12 protein-coding genes and 4 pseudogenes are annotated in these 16,610 nt (G+C 73.4%); 2 read left to right on the top strand and 14 right to left on the bottom strand.

Translation table 11 applies throughout. From position 1 onward, the window contains the following. Nucleotides 1-135 precede the first annotated feature (135 nt). The 6 genes and pseudogenes from MF408_RS08580 to MF408_RS08605 all read right to left on the bottom strand — a co-directional run bounded on the left by MF408_RS08580 (nucleotide 136) and on the right by MF408_RS08605 (nucleotide 6,397). The gene (locus MF408_RS08580; RefSeq protein ID WP_240251774.1) at nucleotides 136-723 is read right to left on the bottom strand and encodes an XRE family transcriptional regulator; all 588 of its coding nucleotides are present in this window, start codon (nucleotides 721-723) and stop codon (nucleotides 136-138) included. Nucleotides 724-924: 201 nt separating this feature from the next. After that, nucleotides 925-1,635, bottom strand: a pseudogene (locus MF408_RS08585) (AMP-binding protein); the annotation flags it as partial. A 112-nt stretch (nucleotides 1,636-1,747) separates the two neighbouring features. Continuing rightward, nucleotides 1,748-2,377 (bottom strand): annotated as a pseudogene (locus tag MF408_RS08590) (AMP-binding protein); the annotation flags it as partial. 72 nt (nucleotides 2,378-2,449) lie between these two features. Next, nucleotides 2,450-3,526, bottom strand: a complete 1,077-nt coding sequence (locus MF408_RS08595) for an ABC transporter ATP-binding protein (RefSeq protein WP_240251012.1) — start codon at nucleotides 3,524-3,526, stop codon at nucleotides 2,450-2,452. Further along, nucleotides 3,519-4,067 carry an ABC transporter permease subunit gene (locus MF408_RS08600; RefSeq protein WP_240251013.1) on the bottom strand — a complete coding sequence of 183 codons (549 nt, stop codon included), beginning with the start codon at nucleotides 4,065-4,067 and terminating at the stop codon, nucleotides 3,519-3,521. The genes MF408_RS08595 and MF408_RS08600 overlap by 8 nt, the downstream gene beginning before the upstream one ends. A 44-nt stretch (nucleotides 4,068-4,111) precedes the next feature. Beyond that, nucleotides 4,112-6,397, bottom strand: coding sequence for an extracellular solute-binding protein (locus MF408_RS08605; RefSeq protein ID WP_240251014.1), 2,286 nt, complete (start codon nucleotides 6,395-6,397; stop codon nucleotides 4,112-4,114). Between the two features lie 107 nt (nucleotides 6,398-6,504). Between MF408_RS08605 and MF408_RS08610 the strand changes: the two genes are divergently transcribed. After that, the gene (locus tag MF408_RS08610; RefSeq protein ID WP_240251015.1) at nucleotides 6,505-7,539 is read left to right on the top strand and encodes a glycerate kinase; all 1,035 of its coding nucleotides are present in this window, start codon (nucleotides 6,505-6,507) and stop codon (nucleotides 7,537-7,539) included. Between the two features lie 9 nt (nucleotides 7,540-7,548). Here MF408_RS08610 and MF408_RS08615 read toward each other — a convergent pair whose 3' ends face one another. From MF408_RS08615 to MF408_RS08640, 7 genes and pseudogenes are all read right to left on the bottom strand, one after another. Then, complete coding sequence (locus MF408_RS08615; RefSeq protein WP_240251016.1) at nucleotides 7,549-9,216, bottom strand: FAD-binding dehydrogenase; 1,668 nt, start codon at nucleotides 9,214-9,216, stop codon at nucleotides 7,549-7,551. After that, nucleotides 9,216-9,527: a DUF4387 family protein gene (locus MF408_RS08620; protein WP_240251017.1), complete on the bottom strand. Its 312-nt coding sequence runs from the start codon at nucleotides 9,525-9,527 to the stop codon at nucleotides 9,216-9,218. Before MF408_RS08620 ends, MF408_RS08615 begins: the two co-directional genes overlap by 1 nt. Beyond that, nucleotides 9,494-10,381, bottom strand: a complete 888-nt coding sequence (locus MF408_RS25190) for an acyclic terpene utilization AtuA family protein (RefSeq protein ID WP_275693376.1) — start codon at nucleotides 10,379-10,381, stop codon at nucleotides 9,494-9,496. Before MF408_RS25190 ends, MF408_RS08620 begins: the two co-directional genes overlap by 34 nt. After that, on the bottom strand, nucleotides 10,381-10,959 hold the full coding sequence (locus MF408_RS25195) for an acyclic terpene utilization AtuA family protein (protein ID WP_275693377.1): 579 nt from the start codon (nucleotides 10,957-10,959) through the stop codon (nucleotides 10,381-10,383). Before MF408_RS25195 ends, MF408_RS25190 begins: the two co-directional genes overlap by 1 nt. A gap of 5 nt (nucleotides 10,960-10,964) precedes the next feature. Next, the gene (locus tag MF408_RS08630) at nucleotides 10,965-12,074 is read right to left on the bottom strand and encodes a tartrate dehydrogenase (protein WP_240251018.1); all 1,110 of its coding nucleotides are present in this window, start codon (nucleotides 12,072-12,074) and stop codon (nucleotides 10,965-10,967) included. Further along, nucleotides 12,071-12,952, bottom strand: a complete 882-nt coding sequence (locus tag MF408_RS08635) for an NAD(P)-dependent oxidoreductase (RefSeq protein WP_240251776.1) — start codon at nucleotides 12,950-12,952, stop codon at nucleotides 12,071-12,073. Before MF408_RS08635 ends, MF408_RS08630 begins: the two co-directional genes overlap by 4 nt. Before the next feature lie 430 nt (nucleotides 12,953-13,382). Beyond that, nucleotides 13,383-14,384, bottom strand: a pseudogene (locus MF408_RS08640) (MFS transporter); the annotation flags it as partial. Between the two features lie 133 nt (nucleotides 14,385-14,517). On the opposite strand from MF408_RS08640, the gene MF408_RS08645 reads away from it, so the two are divergent. Next, nucleotides 14,518-15,234: a GntR family transcriptional regulator gene (locus MF408_RS08645; protein WP_240251019.1), complete on the top strand. Its 717-nt coding sequence runs from the start codon at nucleotides 14,518-14,520 to the stop codon at nucleotides 15,232-15,234. A 167-nt stretch (nucleotides 15,235-15,401) separates the two neighbouring features. Here the strand turns inward: MF408_RS08645 and MF408_RS08650 are convergent. Next, nucleotides 15,402-16,592 (bottom strand): annotated as a pseudogene (locus MF408_RS08650) (MFS transporter); the annotation flags it as partial. Nucleotides 16,593-16,610 lie beyond the last annotated feature (18 nt).

Genomic DNA, 16,610 nt, shown 5'->3' on the forward strand with positions numbered 1-16,610 from the left:
CTCGGCGTCCACGACCGGCTCGCCCACGAACGCCACCTCTTCCCCACCACCCCCGAGGCGATCGCCCACGCCCGCGACCACGTGGCGCGCGGGGGAGCACGCGCCGGCGTCCTGACCGCGCTGGTCGGACGGGGCTCAGCGCCCCTTCGGGGCGGCGCGCACGTGGGCGCGCTCGCCCTGCTTGCCGACCAGGCTCAGGAACTCGACCGGGCCGGCGCTGGTGGCGCCGAACCAGTGCGGCGTCCGGGTGTCGAACTCGGCCACCTCCCCCGGCTCGAGGACGAGGTCGTGCTCGCCGATGACCAGGCGGAGCCGCCCGTTGAGCACGAACGCCCAGTCGTAGCCCTCGTGGGTGCGCAGCTCCGGCTCGGCGTCGTCACGGCCGGCCGGGAGGATGAACTTGTAGGCCTGGATCCCTCCGGCCCGCCGGGTCAGCGGGATGATGGTCCGCCCGTCGCCGGTCGCGATCGGCCGCAGGTTGATCCGCGGGTCGCCGGTCGGCGGCGCGTCGACGAGCTCGTCGAGGGTGACGCCGTAGGTGCGCGCCAGCGGCAGCAGCTGCTCCAGCGTCGGACGGCGCAGGCCGGCCTCCAGCCGCGACAGCGTGCTCACCGAGATCCCGGTCTGCTCCGCGAGGTCGCTGAGCGTGATGTCGCGCAGCTGGCGCAGCTGCTTCAGCCGGGGGCCCATCGCGTCCAGCGTGCGGCCGACCGAGTCGTCCATGGCGCCTCGTCTCCGTTCGGCAACGACCGTTGCCGTCACCCCTACGACGCCGCCGCCAACGGCCGGTGTCAGGTCAGGTCCCGCTTGAGGATCTTGCCGGTGGCGGTCATCGGGAGGGACGCCACGACCTCGACGAGCCGGGGGGTACTTGTACGCCGCCATCTGCTCCCGCGACCAGGCGACCAGGTCCGCCGGGGCCGGCGAGGCCCCCGCCGCGGGCACGACGTACGCCTTGACCTCCTGGCCGTGCTGCTCGTGCGGCACGCCGACGACCGCGCACAGCGAGACGTCGGGATGGGTGAGCAGCACCTCCTCGATCTCGCGCGGGTAGACGTTGAACCCGCCGCGGATGATCATGTCCTTCGCCCGGTCGACGATGAAGAACCAGCCGTCCTCGTCGGTGCGGGCCAGGTCGCCGGTGCGGAACCAGCCGTCGTCGTCGAGGACCTCCGCGGTGGCCTCGGGGCGGCCGAGGTAGCCCTTCATCACGTTGTGGCCGCGGATCGCGATCTCGCCGACCTCGCCGACGCCCTCGACCGTCCGCCCCTCGGGGTCGACCAGCTTCATCTCGACGCCGGGGACCGGCACCCCGATCGAGCCGGGTCGCGCGGGCTCGCCGCGCTTGGAGAACGCCGCGATCGGCGAGGTCTCCGAGAGGCCGTAGCCCTCCAGGATCGTGACGCCGAGACGTTTCTCGAACTCCCGGTGGACCTCGACGGGCAGCGCGGAGCCGCCCGACGACGCGACCCGGAGCCCGTCGGCAAGGGCCGCGAGGTCGGCCTCCCGGTCGGGCAGCAGCTCGTCGATCACCCCGAGCAGCCCCCAGTACATCGTGGGCACGCCGGCGAAGAAGGTGACGCCCTCGCCGAGCATCAGCTCGAGGGCCGCGCGCGGCTCGAAGCGGGGGAGCATCACGATCGTGCCGCCGTGGGCGATCGCGCCGTTCTGGCACACGGTCTGGCCGAAGGGAGTGGAAGAGCGGCAGCACGCACAGGAACGTGTCGGGCCGGGCGGCGTCGGCGTCGAACAGCTCGCGACCGATCAGCGCGTTGTCGCGCATGTTGCGATGCCGCAGCTCCGCGCCCTTGGGCTGCCCGGTCGTGCCCGAGGTGTAGAGGACGACGGCGGTGTCGTCCTCGTCGGTCGCCACGGTGTCGAACGAGGCCGGCTGGCCGCCCGTCGCCTGGGCCAGGGTCCGCGTGCCCTCGACCGGCGAGGGAGCGGTGGGGTCGGCGGTGATGACGAAGAAGTGCTCGCAGTCCGGGGCGGCGGCGAAGCCCTCGTGGCCCCAGGTGCCCATCGGCAGGTCGGGCGTGCCCTCGAAGCAGAGGTAGGCGGTCGCACCCGAGTCGCGCAGGTGGTAGCCGATCTCGGAGCCCTTGAGCAGGACGTTGAGCGGCACGACCGCCGCGCCCGCCTTGAGGATGCCGAAGTAGACGGCGGTGAAGAACGGCAGGTTGGGGCAGCTCAGCGCCACCCGGTCCCCCGCGCCGATCCCGAGCTCCGCCAGCAGGTTGGCGCACCGGTTGGCGAGGGCGTCGTAGTCGAGGCGCGTCGCCTGCCCGTCGGAGCCGGGCAGGACGACCGCGGTCCGCTCGGGGAAGTCCCGCGCGGTGTCCTCGAGCAGCGTGGCGAGGTTGTAGGTGGTGGCCATGGGGTCCTCTCAGGAGCTGGGGCGGGTGCCCTCGATCGGTCCGTGCCGTACGTCGGCACGGGCGGGCGGCGGCTACGCCTGCGCGGCGTAGGTGCGGATCGCCTCCGGCGGCAGCTCGACGGTGAGCTCGGTGCCGTGGTCGATCCGGCTGAGGGTGCGGACGACGAGCTCGTGGTCGCCGAGGGCGACGACGTAGCGGTAGTGGTCGCCGAGGAACGCCTGCGACCTCACCTTGACGGTGACCGCGTTCGGCGTCGCCGCTGGTGCACCGGAGGGGTGGACGACGATCCGCTCGGGCCGGATGGCGAGCCGCACGTCGCCCTCGGCGGGTGCCGCCGGCGAGACCGCGAGCGGCTGGCCGAGGCCCTCGACCCACACCTGGGAGCGGTCGGCGCCGGCCGGGACGTGGGCGCCGAGGACGTTGACGGTGCCGATGAAGTCGGCCACGAACTCGTCGGCGGGCTCGTGGTAGATCTCCTCGGGGCTGCCGACCTGCCGGACCCGCCCGCCGTCCATGACCATGATCCGGTCGCTCATCGACAGCGCCTCGTCCTGGTCGTGGGTGACGAAGACCGTGGTGACGCCGATCCGCTGCTGCAGGATGCGCAGCCAGTCGCGGGCCCGCTCGCGCAGCTTGGCGTCGAGGTTGGAGAACGGCTCGTCGAGCAGCAGCAGGTCCGGCGGGTGCGCCAGGGCGCGGGCGAGCGCGACCCGCTGCTGCTGGCCGCCGCTCAGCTCGTGGGGGTAGCGGTCCTCGAGCCCGCCGAGCTCGACCAGCTCGAGGACCTCCTCGACCCGCCGGGCGCGGTCGCGTCGCGGGACCTTGCGGAGCTTGAGCGGGTAGGCCACGTTGTCGAGCACGGTCAGGTGCGGCCACACGGCGTAGGACTGGAAGACCACGCCGCAGTTGCGCTTCTCCGGGGGCACGTCGACCCGCGCCCCGTCGAACACCACGCGGTCGCCGAACGCGATCCGGCCGCTGTCGGGCGAGTGCAGGCCGGCGATCGACCACAGGGTCGTCGACTTCCCGCAGCCGCTGGGCCCCAGCAGGGTGAACAGCTCGCCGTCCTCGACGTGGAGGTCGAGGTCGTGGAGCACCGTGTTGGCGCCGAAGCTCTTGGCGAGCCCGGTGAGGGTGAGGTCAGGCATGGATCCGCTTTCCCAGGAAGAGTCGGCCGATGGCGAGCACCGCCACCGTGAGGAGCATCTGGATCACCCCGAACGCCGCGACCGCACCGCCGGTGCTGGTCGCCGCGAGCTGGAGCATGGTCAGGCCCATCACCGGGGTCTCGTCGGTGACGAGGAAGACGGCGGGGTCGGCGTCGTTGAGCATGGAGACGAAGAGCAGGACGAAGCAGGTGGCCATCGCGGGGATGCTCAGCCGCAGGGAGATGCTGATCATCGAGCGCCACCAGCCGGCACCGGACGTGCGGGCGGCGAGGTCGAGGTCGCGGCCGATCGCGGCGAGCGCGGGGTAGAAGGCGCTGTAGCCGATCGCGAGGTTGCGCACGGCGAAGGCGAGGCCGAGGCCCCACAGGCTGCCGCGGAGCGTGTCGGTCGGGTCGAGCAGCACGAACGCCCAGAAGAACGCCATGCCGCAGACCAGCCCCGGCATCATCCGCGGCCAGAGCATCGCCTGCTGGAGCGACCCGCGCAGCCGGAAGTCCGAGCGGTGCGCCACCACCGACATCAGTGCGATGGCGACGGTCGCGAGCAGCCCGCCGACGGTCGCGATCAGGGAGGCTGTTGACCACGGAGTCCACCCACACGGGGTTGTCGAGCACGGCGGTGAAGTTGTCGGTGGTGAGCACCGACCAGGGCGAGATGAGCGGCGAGAAGATCGTCGTCACCGACGACACCACGACCCCGAACAGCGGCACGACCACGAGGACGAGGAGGACGAACGACGCCAGTGCGGCCAGCGGCCAGCGCCACGGACCGAGGTCGACCAGCCGCTTCGCGCTCGCCTTCCCCATGACGGTCGCGTAGCGCCCGGTGTCGCCGACCACCCGGTTGCGGACGACCAGCAGGGCGGCGACGAACGCGAGCAGGAACAGCGCACCGGCGGAGACGAGTCCCTGCTCGTCGGCGGTCCCGTTGACCCAGTGGTCGTAGAGGTAGGTCGAGACGAGGGTGATGTTCTTGGAGAACCCCAGGATCAGCGGGAGGCCGAGCACCTCGAAGATCACGGCGAACACCAGGAGGGTCGAGTTGGTGATCGCCGGGCGGAGCAGCGGCACGGTCACGGAGAACAGCGCGCGGACCGGGCCGGCACCCGAGCTGCGGGCGGCGTCCTCGAGGCTGGAGTCGATCGACAGCACCGTCGTGCGGCAGAGCAGGAACACGGTGGGCGCTGCGACGCTGGTCGCGACCAGCGCCATCCCGTTGAGGCTGAACAGGTCGATCGGGAAGGACAGGACGGTGTTGAGCTCCAGCCAGGAGGTGACGTAGCCGGCCGGCGCCCAGGTGGCCATCCAGCCGACGATCAGCACCAGGCCGGGGAGCAGCACGGGGAGCACGAAGACGCCGGTGAGCAGCCGGCGGAACGGCAGGTTGGTCCGGGTCAGCAGGACCGCGGCGGTGACGCCGAGGAGGACCGACGAGGTCGTCGCCATGGTCGCGAAGAGGAGGCTGTTGGCGACGGCCTGCCACCACGCCGGGTCGGTCAGGAGGTCGCGGTGGTTGGCCAGCGTGAGGTGGCCGCCCGACTCGTAGAGCGGCGTCGACCAGAGCGAGGCGGCGGCGACGGCCAGAACGGGGCCGACGAGCACGAGGACGGCCAGCCCCCAGACGAGGTAGTGGCCGGCGTCCGTGGCCCGCCGCGACCGGCGCGGTCGACGCATCCGGCGCGGTGCGGGGCCGAGCACGTCGGCCCCGCGGGTGACCACCGTGGTCATCGACCGAAGGCCTCGTTCCAGCGGTCCCGGATCGCCTCCTGGTCGTCCGCGAGCGCCGGGTCGAAGGTGCCGATGTTGAGGTTGTCCTCACCGCCGACGGCGGCCTCGACCTGCGGGAGCCCGAAGTCGCACCGTACGCCGTCGCGGTAGGGCGTGAAGCCGCCCTCGCACGCCGCCTCCTGCCCCTCGACCGAGAGCAGCCAGTTGAGGAAGACCTTGGCGGCGTTCGGGTGCGGCGCATCGGCGGTGACGCCCAGGCCCCGGGGGCAGGAGCGGGGTGCCGTCCTCCAGGTAGCGGTAGTTGGCGACCTTCGCCACGTCGTCGACGATGAAGGCCCGGACCGCTCCGCCGACGAAGAACGCCGCGGCGTACTGGCCCTGGACCAGCTTGGTCGCCAGCGGGCCGTTGCCGGCCTCGACGCTGGCGTGCGCCCCCGATCTCCTCGAGGTTCGCCCAGCCCTCCTCGCCGTACTTGTCGACGTAGGCGCTGGTGGCTCCGAAGGAGACCGCGGTGCTGATGTCGGTGGTGCCGATCTTCCCGTCGAGCTCCTCCGCCATCGCGGCGAGCTCCGCCACCGTCGTCGGCTGGCGGTCCTCCGGGAGGAGCGCCTTGTTGAACAGCGCGATCACCGGGTCCTCCGAGATCGCGTAGACGCCCGGACCGAGCTTGGCGTAGTCGGGGAGGTTCGGGTCGTTGGGGTCCTCGTAGGGCTCGATGTTGCCGGCCTCGATGAACTCCAGCCAGCCGAGCGCGTCGTTGCTCATCACGAGGTCGGCCGTCGGCGTTCCGGTGGCGACCTCGGTCTCGTAGCGCTGGAACATCTGCTGGTCGCTCAGCGCGAGGCTGCGCAGCGTGATCTCCGCGTGGGCGGCCTCGAAGGCCTCCTTCACCGGGGCGATCTGCTGGTCCTCGGCGTTGGTGTACATCAGCACCTCGCCCTCCTCGTACGCCGCCTCGAGCGTCGCGTCGTCGACCGGCGTCACCGCCGACGCCTCGCCGACGTCCGCGGTCGGCGCCGGCGTCGAGGAGGACGACGCGCCGCCCGACGACCCGCACGCTCCGAGAGCCAGCGCCGCGGCGGCGGCCAGGGGCAGAACTGCAGTCCTTCTCAGGGATCCCATCGGTGTCCTCGATCCGTCGGCGCGCCGAGCCCGCGCGAGGTGTGTGATGCCGGTCATACGCTAGTTGCTATTGCATCCGTGTCAAGAGTTGCAGATAGATTTGCCACATGGAGTTCTCCGACCGGCCGGCGCTGCTGATGGCGCCCGACAAGTTCCGCGGCACGGCGACCGCCGCCGAGGTGGCCGGCGTCGTCGCCTCCGTCGCGTCCCGGCTCGGCTGGCGGGCCACCGGCCTCCCGTTGTCCGACGGCGGCGAAGGACTGCTCGAGGCCTTCGGCGGGGCCAACCGGACCACCGTCGTGACCGGCCCGATGGAGCGGCCGGTCGAGGCGCGCTGGCGCCTGGACGGCACCGTCGCCGTGATCGAGTCCGCCGAGGCCTCCGGCCTGCTGCTCGCCGGCGGCGCGCAGGGCAACGACGCCGAGCGGGCGACCTCCCGGGGCACGGGCGAGCTGGTGGTCGCCGCCCTCGAGGCCGGCGCGCGCGAGATCCTCGTTGGGCTCGGCGGCAGCGCGTGCAGCGACGGAGGCCGGGGCGCTCTCGCCGCGCTCGCGGCCCACGCCGGTCCGGACCCGCTGCTCGGCGGGGCCACCGTCACCGTCTGCGCGGACGTCGAGACCCGCTACCTCGACGCAGCGCGGGTCTACGGTCCCCAGAAGGGCGCGACCCCCGACCAGGTAGGCCGTCTGGCTGACCGGCTGGCGGCCACCCGGGCCGACCTGGTGCGGCGGTTCGGGCGCGACCCGCAGGAGGTGCCGGGCTCGGGTGCCGCCGGCGGCGTCGGCGGGGCGCTAGCGGTGGCCGGCGCCCGGGTCGTGAGCGGCTTCGACCACGTCGCGGACCGGCTCGGCCTCGACGACCGGCTGGCCCGGGCCGACCTCGTCCTCACCGGGGAGGGGCGGCTCGACGCGTCGTCGTTCGACGGCAAGGTGGTCGGCGGCGTCATCCGTCGCGCACAGGCCCGGGGCCGCCGGGTCGCGGTCGTCGTGGGCGACCGCGACCCGGCGGTCGCCGCACCCGTGCCGGTGCACGCGCTGAGCGAGGAGCACGGGCGTCGCGCGGCACTGGAGGAGACCCTCCGGTGCCTGGCCGCGACGACCGAGCGCGTGCTGGCGGCGTACGGTCCGGTGAGGACCGGCTGACCGCTCCCCTCATCCCACCGCGCGGGCGGCAGCGCGGCCCGCCGTGCGACCGGAGAACAGGCAGCCGCCCAGGAACGTCCCCTCGAGGGCGTTGTAGCCCATCATCCCGCCGCCGCCGAAGCCGTTGACCTCCCCCGCGGCGTAGATGCCCGGGAACGGCGACCCGTCGGCGCGCAGGCAGCGGCCCTCGAGGTCGGTCTCCAGGCCGCCGAGCGTCTTGCGCGAGAGGACGTGCAGCCGCACCGCGATGAGGGGCCCGGCCGCAGGGTCGAGGAACTTGTGCGGCGTGGCGGTGCGGCTGAGCTTGTCGCCGCGGTAGTTGCGCACGCCACGGATCGCGGTGATCTGCGCGTCCTTGGTGAAGGTGTTGTCGATCTCCCGGTCGCGCGCGACGACCAGGGCGCGGATCGCGTCCTCCTCGAGCGGCGGCGCGTCGGGGTCCGCGATCTTGTTCATCCCCGCGACCAGGTCGGTGAGGGTGTCGGCGACGACGAAGTCCTCGCCGCGCTGCTTGAAGGCCTCCACCGGGCCGGGGGCGCCGCCGCGGACCCGGGAGAGCACGAGCTTGACGTCCTTGCCGGTCAGGTCGGGGTTCTGCTCGGAGCCCGAGAGCGCGAACTCCTTCTCGATGATCTTCTGGGTCAGGACGAACCACGAGTAGTCGTAGCCGGTGCCGCGCAGGTGGCGGAGGGTGCTGAGGGTGTCGAAGCCCGGGAAGCACGGCGCCGGCAGCCGCCGGCCGGTCGCGTCGAGCCAGAGCGACGACGGTCCGGGCAGGATCCGGATGCCGTGGTTGTCCCAGATCGGGTCCCAGTTGCGGATGCCCTCGACGTAGTGCCACATCCGGTCGGGGTTGATGACGTGGGCGCCGGCCGCCTGGCTGATGGTGAGCATGCGTCCGTCGACGTGGGCGGGGACGCCCGAGACCATCGTCCGCGGCGGGGTGCCGAGCCGTTCCGGCCAGGCCTTCCTGACCAGGTCGTGGTTGCCGCCGATGCCGCCGCTGGTGACGACCACCGCCTGACCCCGGATCTCGAACTCGTCGACCGGGGTCCGCGACGAGGGCCGGCCGCGCTCGACCGCGGTGGGCTCCAGCACGGTGCCGCGGACGCCGGTGACCGCGCCACCCTCGACCAGCAGCTCGTCGACCTGGTGGCGGAAGGCGAACCGGACCCGGCCGGCGGCGGCGTGCTCGCGCACCCGCCGCTCGAACGGCTCGACCACCCCCGGGCCGGTGCCCCAGGTGATGTGGAAGCGCGGCACGGAGTTGCCGTGCCCCTCGGCGCGGCCGTCGCCGCGCTCGGCCCAGCCGACGAGGGGGAAGAACCGGTGGCCCATCGCACGGAGCCAGGCCCGCTTCTCGCCGGCGGCGAAGTCGACGTACGCCTCGGCCCACGCCCGCGGCCACCGGTCCTCGTCGCGGTCGAACTGGGCGCTGCCCAGCCAGTCCTGCCACGCCAGCTCGTGGGAGTCCTTGATCCCCATCCGGCGCTGCTCGGGGGTGTCGACCAGGAACAGGCCGCCGAGGCTCCAGAACGCCTGCCCGCCCAGCGACTGGTCCCCCTCCTGCTCGACGACGACGACCGAGCGACCGGCGTCGGCGGCCTCGGCGGCCGCGACCAGGCCGGCGAGCCCGGCGCCGACCACGACGACGTCGGCCTGCAGGTCCGCGGCCATCACGCCTCCCCTCCGGCGACGCCGGCGGCGGCCAGCGGGGCCCGGAGGAGGGCGAGCGGCACGTGGTGCTGCCCGGCGTGCATGTCGCGGTCGCGCAGCGACCCCTGCGACACCGGCCGGGGGAAGGAGATCTTCACGACGTTGAGCGAGGGGATCCGGTAGATCCGGACGGTGTCGGCGTCCACCCGGTAGAGGTCGGCCACGACCTGCTCGTCGAGGAACGCCTCGTCGGCGACGATCCGATAGCCGTCGGCGTCGCGCATGAAGAGCTCCATGGTCACCCAGAACGGTCCGGCGTTCTTGGAGCGCACCTCCAGGGCGAGCTCCGCCAGCGTGGGGGCGGTCGGGTGGTCGGCTGTGTCAAGCACGGGTGGTCTCCTCCATCTCGGTGCGGAACATCGCCGTGGGGGGTGAGGGAGTCCACGACGTGGTTGAGCACGAACTCGTACGCCGCCCCGCGCTCGACCTCGGCCGGCGAGCTCGGGAACGCGAGGCTGGGCAGGTAGGCCATGCTCGGGGTGGGCAGGTGCAGCATGAGGGGGTTGGCGACCTTCGCCACGGCGGTGGCGGTCGCCTGGTCGGGGGCGTTGACCAGCAGCATCACGCCGACCTCGCGCGGCGGGCCGGTCTCCGGCTCCAGCTCGCCCAGGACGGCGTTGTGGCCGTAGAGCCGCAGGTCGAACGCGTACTCGTCCTCGGTCAGCCCCAGCGTCTGCGCGACCCGTTCCCGGACGACGGTGCACATCAGGTCCGCCCAGGCGTCGATGTCCTCGAGGATCAGGGGGTCGCGGATCGCCGTGAACGACATGGTCTCGTAGCCGGTGATCCGGGCGCCCTCGAGCTTGATCGTGTGCTGGTCGGCGACGTGGAACCGCGAACCCTCCACCCGCACGGTGCGGTCGTCCAGGGCGACGTACGTCGCCTCCCGGACGTCGAGGGTGCCGTCCGGCTCGCGCATCTCGAACGGGTCGGCGGTCTCGTACAGCATGTGGGCGGCGACCGAGATCGGGGTGCACGCGGCGGCGGGGTCGAGCGGCTCGATCGTGAACCCGTCGGCGTCGATGATCGTGTAGACGCCGCCGGCGCGGGGGTTGCTGGTGGCCTGGCCGCCGCACTCCACGATCTTGGCTGCGTGCCAGGTCGGCCCGGCCGGCATCCCCTTCATCAGGGGTACGCCGCCGCGACGGTGGTGTCGGTGGCCCGGCCGGCCAGCACCACCTGGGCACCGCCCCGGAGCGCCTCGACGATCGGCTCGTGGCCCATCAGCCCGACGATGTGCGTGCAGCTCTCGAGCGTCTCGGCGGCGAGGTCGCCCATCGGCGGCAGGGGGTGGATCCGGCCGGCGTCGAGCGCCTCCTTGAGGTCGGCGGCGCTCTGCTCGCTGTAGATCCGCGCGACCCGGAGGGCGAGACCCTCCTCCGCCATGATCCGCTCGACCATGCCGGCGACCCAGTCGACGCCGGCGTCGGTGCCGCTGGTGCCGCACGAGCCGATGACCAGCGGCACCTCTGCCGTCGCCGCGGCCCGCAGCGCGCTGCGCAGGTCGCGCTCCACGGCCTTCGCCGTCGTCTTCGGGGTGGCCGAGCCCAGGTAGTAGGGCCCGGAGTCGGTCGACCCGCCGTCGATGGTGATGACGTCGATGCCGAGCTGGAGCCCGCGCTCGATGGTGGCCTCGTCCCAGCCCGCGCCGAGCATGCCGCTGGGCGTCAGGATCCGGACCCGCTCGGCCGGTTCGTTGTCCATGGTCCTCATCTCTCGTGCTGCCCGTCGGGCTCGGTCGTGGAGGGTCGGTCGAGGGGGAGGTTCGCGAGCACGGCGTCGGTCATCTCCTGCGTGGACGCGGTGCCGCCGAGGTCGGGGGTGCGGACCGTGCCGTCGGCGAGGGTGCGCTCGATGCCGGTCATGAGCGCGGCGGCGGCGTCCGGCCGCCCGAGGTGGTCGAGCATCATCGAGGCCGACCAGAGGGCGCCGAGGGGGTTCGCGATGCCCTGCCCGGCGATGTCGGGCGCCGAGCCGTGCACCGGCTCGAACATCGAGGGGAGCTCCCTGTCCGGGTTGATGTTGGCCGCGGGCGCGATCCCGATGCTGCCGGCGATGGCGGCGGCGAGGTCGCTGAGGATGTCGCCGAAGAGGTTGGAGCCGACGATCACGTCGAAGTCGGCGGGGCGGAGCACCAGCTTGGCGACCAGCGCGTCGATGTGCTCCTGCCGCCACTCGACACCGGGGTGCGCCGCGGCGCGCTCGCGGACGATCTCGTCCCAGAACGGCATCGTGTGCACGATGCCGTTGGACTTGGTCGCCGAGGTGAGGTGGCCGCGGCGGGTGCGGGCGAGCTCGAAGGCGTAGTCCACGATCCGGGTGACGCCGGGCCGGGTGAACACCGCTTCCTGGACGGCCATCTCGTCGGGGAAGCCGCGGTTGAGGCGACCGCCGATCTCGCTGTACTCCCCCTCGACGTTCTCGCGGACGACGACGAAGTCGACGCCGTCGCTGTCGCGGAGCGGGCCGGGCAGGCCGGGCATCACCTTGATCGGTCGCAGGTTGACGTACTGGCGGAACTGGCGCCGGATCGGGATGAGCAGCCCCCACAGGGAGACGTGGTCGGGGACGCCGGGCCAGCCGACGGCGCCGAGCAGGATCGCGTCGTGCCCGGCGATCTGGTCGAGGCCGTCCTCGGGCATCATCCGGCCGGTCTCGAGGTAGCGCTGGCAGGACCAGTCGAAGTGGTCGAGCTCGAAGGAGAAGCCGCCCCGCTCGCCGAGCACCTCGAGGGCCCGGAGTGCGGGCGGCACGACCTCCGTGCCGATCCCGTCGCCGGGGATGACGGCGATCCGGTGGTGGGAGCTGTCGGTGTTCATGCGCGGACCTCCATCGGGGTGTTGACGGCGAACCTGGGGGTGCCGGCCAGCGAGGCCACCAGCTCGGCGGCCCCCTCGAGCCCGGCGGCCCGCCGCGCCTCGGCGGTCTGGCCGGCCAGGTGGGAGTAGACGACGATCCCGTCGACGTCGCGCAGCGGGCTGTCGGCGGGCAGCGGCTCCTCGCAGGCGACGTCGAGCGCGGCGCCCGCGATGACGCCGTCACGGACGGCCCGGGCGAGCGCCGGCTCGTCGACGATCGCACCGCGGGCGGTGTTGACGAGGACGGCGGTCGGCTTCATCCGCCGGAACGCCGCCGCGTCGAGCAGCCCGCGGCTCCGCTCGGACAGCGCGGTGTGGACCGAGACGTAGTCGGAGGCGGCGAGGAGCTCGTCGAGCCCGACGAAGCGGACGGCCGCGCCCGCGGGCGCGGCGGCCCGCTCGGCCTCGGGGACGCCGGTCGTGCAGAGGACGGTCATGCCGAAGGCGTGCGCGAGCGGCGCGACCAAGCGCGCCGACGCGCCGTACCCGATCAGGCCGAGGGTCGCGCCGCGCAGCTCGTGCCCGTCCTCGCGGGGCCACCGCCCCGCGGCGACGCCGGCAGCGCTCTGGACCAGGCGGCGGGCCGCCGCCAGGAGCAGGCCGAGGGTGTACTCGGCCACCGCGTTGGCGTTGATGCCGGGGAGGTTGCTGACGGTGATGCCGAGCCGCGCGGCGGCGTCGACGTCGACGGAGTCGTAGCCGACCCCGGTCCGCACGACCACCCGGAGCGACGCGGCGGCCTCGAGCACCTCGGCGGTCAGCGGCTCGTTGGCGACGAGGGCGGCCTCGATCCCCTGGAGGGCCGCGACCAGCTCGGCGAGGTCGCGCCGGCCGGTCATCGGCAGGTGCCGGGTCTCGTGCCCGGCACCGCGCAGGTAGCGGTCGACCTCGTCGCCGGGACGGAGGTAGTCGGTGGTGATGAGGACTCGGGACACGCGCGCGGTTCTCCTGTCGGTCGTGGGGTGGGTCGGGCGAGGGCGGGCTCAGCGCAGGGTCGGTGTCGCTGCGCGGCGCTGGGAGCGGACGAGGCGGGCGACGACGAGCGCGGCCAGGGCGGCGATGCCGGCGATGTCGACCAGCATCAGCCCCCACCCGGTGACGTCGACCATCGCGCCGACCAGCGCCGGCCCGAGGAACCCGCCGCACGCCCACCCGACGGTGTAGAGGCCGGCGTAGGTGCCGAGGAGGTTGGGGGGACGGCGCGAAGTTCCACAGCACGACGACGGCGTTGATCATGAACCCGGCCGCGCCCGCGGCGGCGACCGAGAACGCCACGACCGTGCCGGTCGGCGTCTGCACCAGGGCGCCGGCGACCATCGCGGCCCCGAAGACGGCCATCCCGCCCAGCATCACCCGCAGCCGGCCGAGCCGCTCGGCCAGCAGCGCGGCGGGGTAGGCCGCGAGCAGGAACGCGATGCCGCTGGGGAGGGTGAGGCCGCCCGCGTCACCGCGGGAGAGGCCCAGCGCCTCCTGGCCGTACGGCGTGACGAGGGCGCGTGACGCGGCCCAGGCGCCGCCGAAGAGCAGGATCGCGAGCATGAGCAGCAGCCGGCTGCGGTCGGTGTCGCGGACGATCTCGAGCACCGCGTCCCGCGCCCGGGGCCGGTCGGCACGAGCGGAGCCGCCCGTCCGGTCCTCCTCGAGCGCGGCCCGGTAGGCCGGCGACTCGCTGTCCCGGACCTTGGCGGCCAGGACGACGACCGCGACCAGCATCACCACCGCGGGGACGGCGAACGCCAGGCGCGGGTGCTCGTCGACCACCAGCACGCTCACCAGCGCGGCCACGATGATGGTCAGGCTGGTGGCGATCTTGACGACCGCGTTGGCGCGGCTGCGGCGCTCGGGCCCGATGAAGTCGGGGAGGAGCGAGGTGGAGACCGGGTTGAGCGAGTTGACGACGAGGGCGTAGGCGAACATCACCGCGACGAGGGGCAGCAGCGATCGCGCGGCATGCGGGATCAGGACGAACAGCAGGGCGGCCATCGGCATGCCGACCACGAGGTAGGGCAGCCGCCGGCCCCACCGGGTGCGGGTGCTGTCGGAGCGGTTGCCGATCCACGGCTGCACGAAGATGCCGAGGAGGTTGTCCATCCCCATCAGCAGGCCGACCAGCGCCGCGCTGGCGAGGTGCTCCCGCAGCAGCGGCGGGACCTGCGCGTCGTAGAAGTTCCACGTCGACTCCTGCGCGAACACCGCCAGCGCGACCAGCAGCGTGATGCGAGCGGTGCCGGCGCTCCGCGGCGTCGTGGTGGTCGGCGTGGTGGTCGTCATCGGCTCGTCTCTGGTCCGTGCGGTGCCTCAAGGATGCGCCATGTCGAGTGGCACCGGTCACGCTACGTTTGCTACAGCATCTGCGTCAAGGGTTGCAATGCGCCACATGCCATTCGATCGGTAAGGTGACCCCGTGGTCACCACCCCTTCCGAAGACCTGAGCGCCGAGACGCTGGCGGACCAGACCTACCGCGCGGTCCGCGCGGCCATCGCGACCGGCAAGCTCACGCCGGGCCAGCGGGTCACCGAGCGCGGGCTCGCCGAGGAGTTCGCGGTCAGCCCGACGCCCGTGCGCGAGGCGATCCGCCGACTCCAGCAGGACGGCCTGCTCGAGCGCACCGGGCCGCGGACCGTGAAGGTGTCGTTCATCAGCGAGACCGCGATCCGCGACCTCGCCGAGGTGGAGATCTCGCTGCGCGGCATGATCGCGCGGTTCGCCGCGGAGCGGGCCACGGAGGAGCAGCTGGACCGGCTCGACGCGATCCTCGACGACGCCGACGACCTCCTGATCCTCATCCGCCAGCGCCGCAGCGAGGGAACGCCGCACGACCGTCACGTCCACCAGCTGCTCGACACGATGCAGCGGTTCAACGAGGCGGTCGAGGACTGCGTCGGCAACCCGGTCCTGCTGCGCCTGGTCGAGCAGGCCCGCGTGTTCTCCCCCTCCGGGCGCCGGGCCCGGCTGCTGGAGCTGCTCGCCGCCAACGACGAGTTCGGCATGGACCGCTACCAGAACCACCGACGGTTGGTCCGCGCTCTCCGCGACCGCGATCCCGCGGCAGCGGAGAAGATCGCCACCGACCGGGCCCGCGCCGGCATGAGCGACCTCCTCGAGGCGCCCGGCTCGTAGGGCCGGTCGCCACCCGGCCGGGCCAGTCGACCCAGGCTGCGGTCCGCGACGGACAGGACGAGCGTCGCCACCGCGAGCCCGAGCGCGGCCACCCCGAGGACCCGCATCCCCGACGTCGTGGCGCCGCCGCCGAGCGCGGCCCCGACGGCCGCCGCGGCGACCAGCGCGCCGACGTACATCGACGTCCGCTGCAGGCCCGCCGACGAGCCCAGCCGGGCCGGGTCCGCCTGGTGGTAGAGCGCGTGCTGGTTGGCGAGGTTGAGCAGCCCCTGCGGGACACCGACGACCACGGCGAGCCCCGCGAGCGCCACCACCGGCAGGTCGTCGTCGAGGACGAGCAGCGCGGCACAGGCGGCGACCTGGACCGCGCCGCCCGTGACCAGCCTCCCCCGTACCCACCCGCGGCGTCCGGTCGCCGCGGCGACGACGATCGCCACGACGAAGGTCGGGATGATCAGCAGCCCCGCCGCGCCCGGCCCCAGGCCGCGGCCGTCCTGCAGCCACTGGGTGTACCCGAAGAGGAAGACGTAGGTGACGGTCGCGGTCAGCAGGGTCCGGGCGTACGTCGCGACCAAGGGCAGGTTGCCCCGCAGGAGGCGGAGGTCGACGAACGGCTCGGCCGCACGCAGCTCGACCCACACGAAGCCGCCCGCGGCCGCCGCCGACACGGCCAGCAGCGGCCAGAGGGCCGGGTCCCGCTCGAGCAGCACGACCATCGCGCACACCAGCAGCGTGCCGAAGAGCACGGCGCCGACCGGGTCGAACCGCGGTCGCGGGCCGTCGGCGGCGGGGCGGTCGCGCGGCAGGCGCCGCGCGCCCAACCAGAGGCAGGCCACGGAGAGCGGGACGTTGACCGCGAACGTGCTGCGCCAGCCCGCGACGCCGATGAGGAGCCCACCCAGCGGCGGGCCGAGGACGGCGAAGGTCTGGTTCGCGACCGAGAGGAGGGTGAGGACGCCGGCGGGATCGGAGCTGCCGGTGCGGCGACCCTCGCTGCGGATGAGGTACATCGCAGCCGGGTAGGCGGCACAGGTGCCGATCCCCAGCAGGACCCGCGCGGCGACCAGGGTGCCGATGTCCTGGGCCACCGTCCCGAGCAGGCCGGCGAGCCCGACCAGTGCGCTGCCCGCGAGGTGCAGCCGGCGCGGTCCGAGGACGTCGACGAGCCGGCCCACCACCGGCTGGCCGACAGCCGTGGCGAGGTAGAGCCCGGACACCAGCCACGCCGTGTGCGCCGGGGACGCGCCGAGGTCCCTGCCGATCGGCACCAGCGAGACGGCGATGATCGAGGAGTTGACCGGGTTCAGGACCGTGCCGAGGACCAGGGGCGCGACCAGCCGGCGGTCGAACCCGGCCATCCGCACACCTTTCCACTC

This window comes from Nocardioides sp. TF02-7, from assembly GCF_022437945.1.
Lineage (GTDB): Bacteria > Actinomycetota > Actinomycetes > Propionibacteriales > Nocardioidaceae > Nocardioides.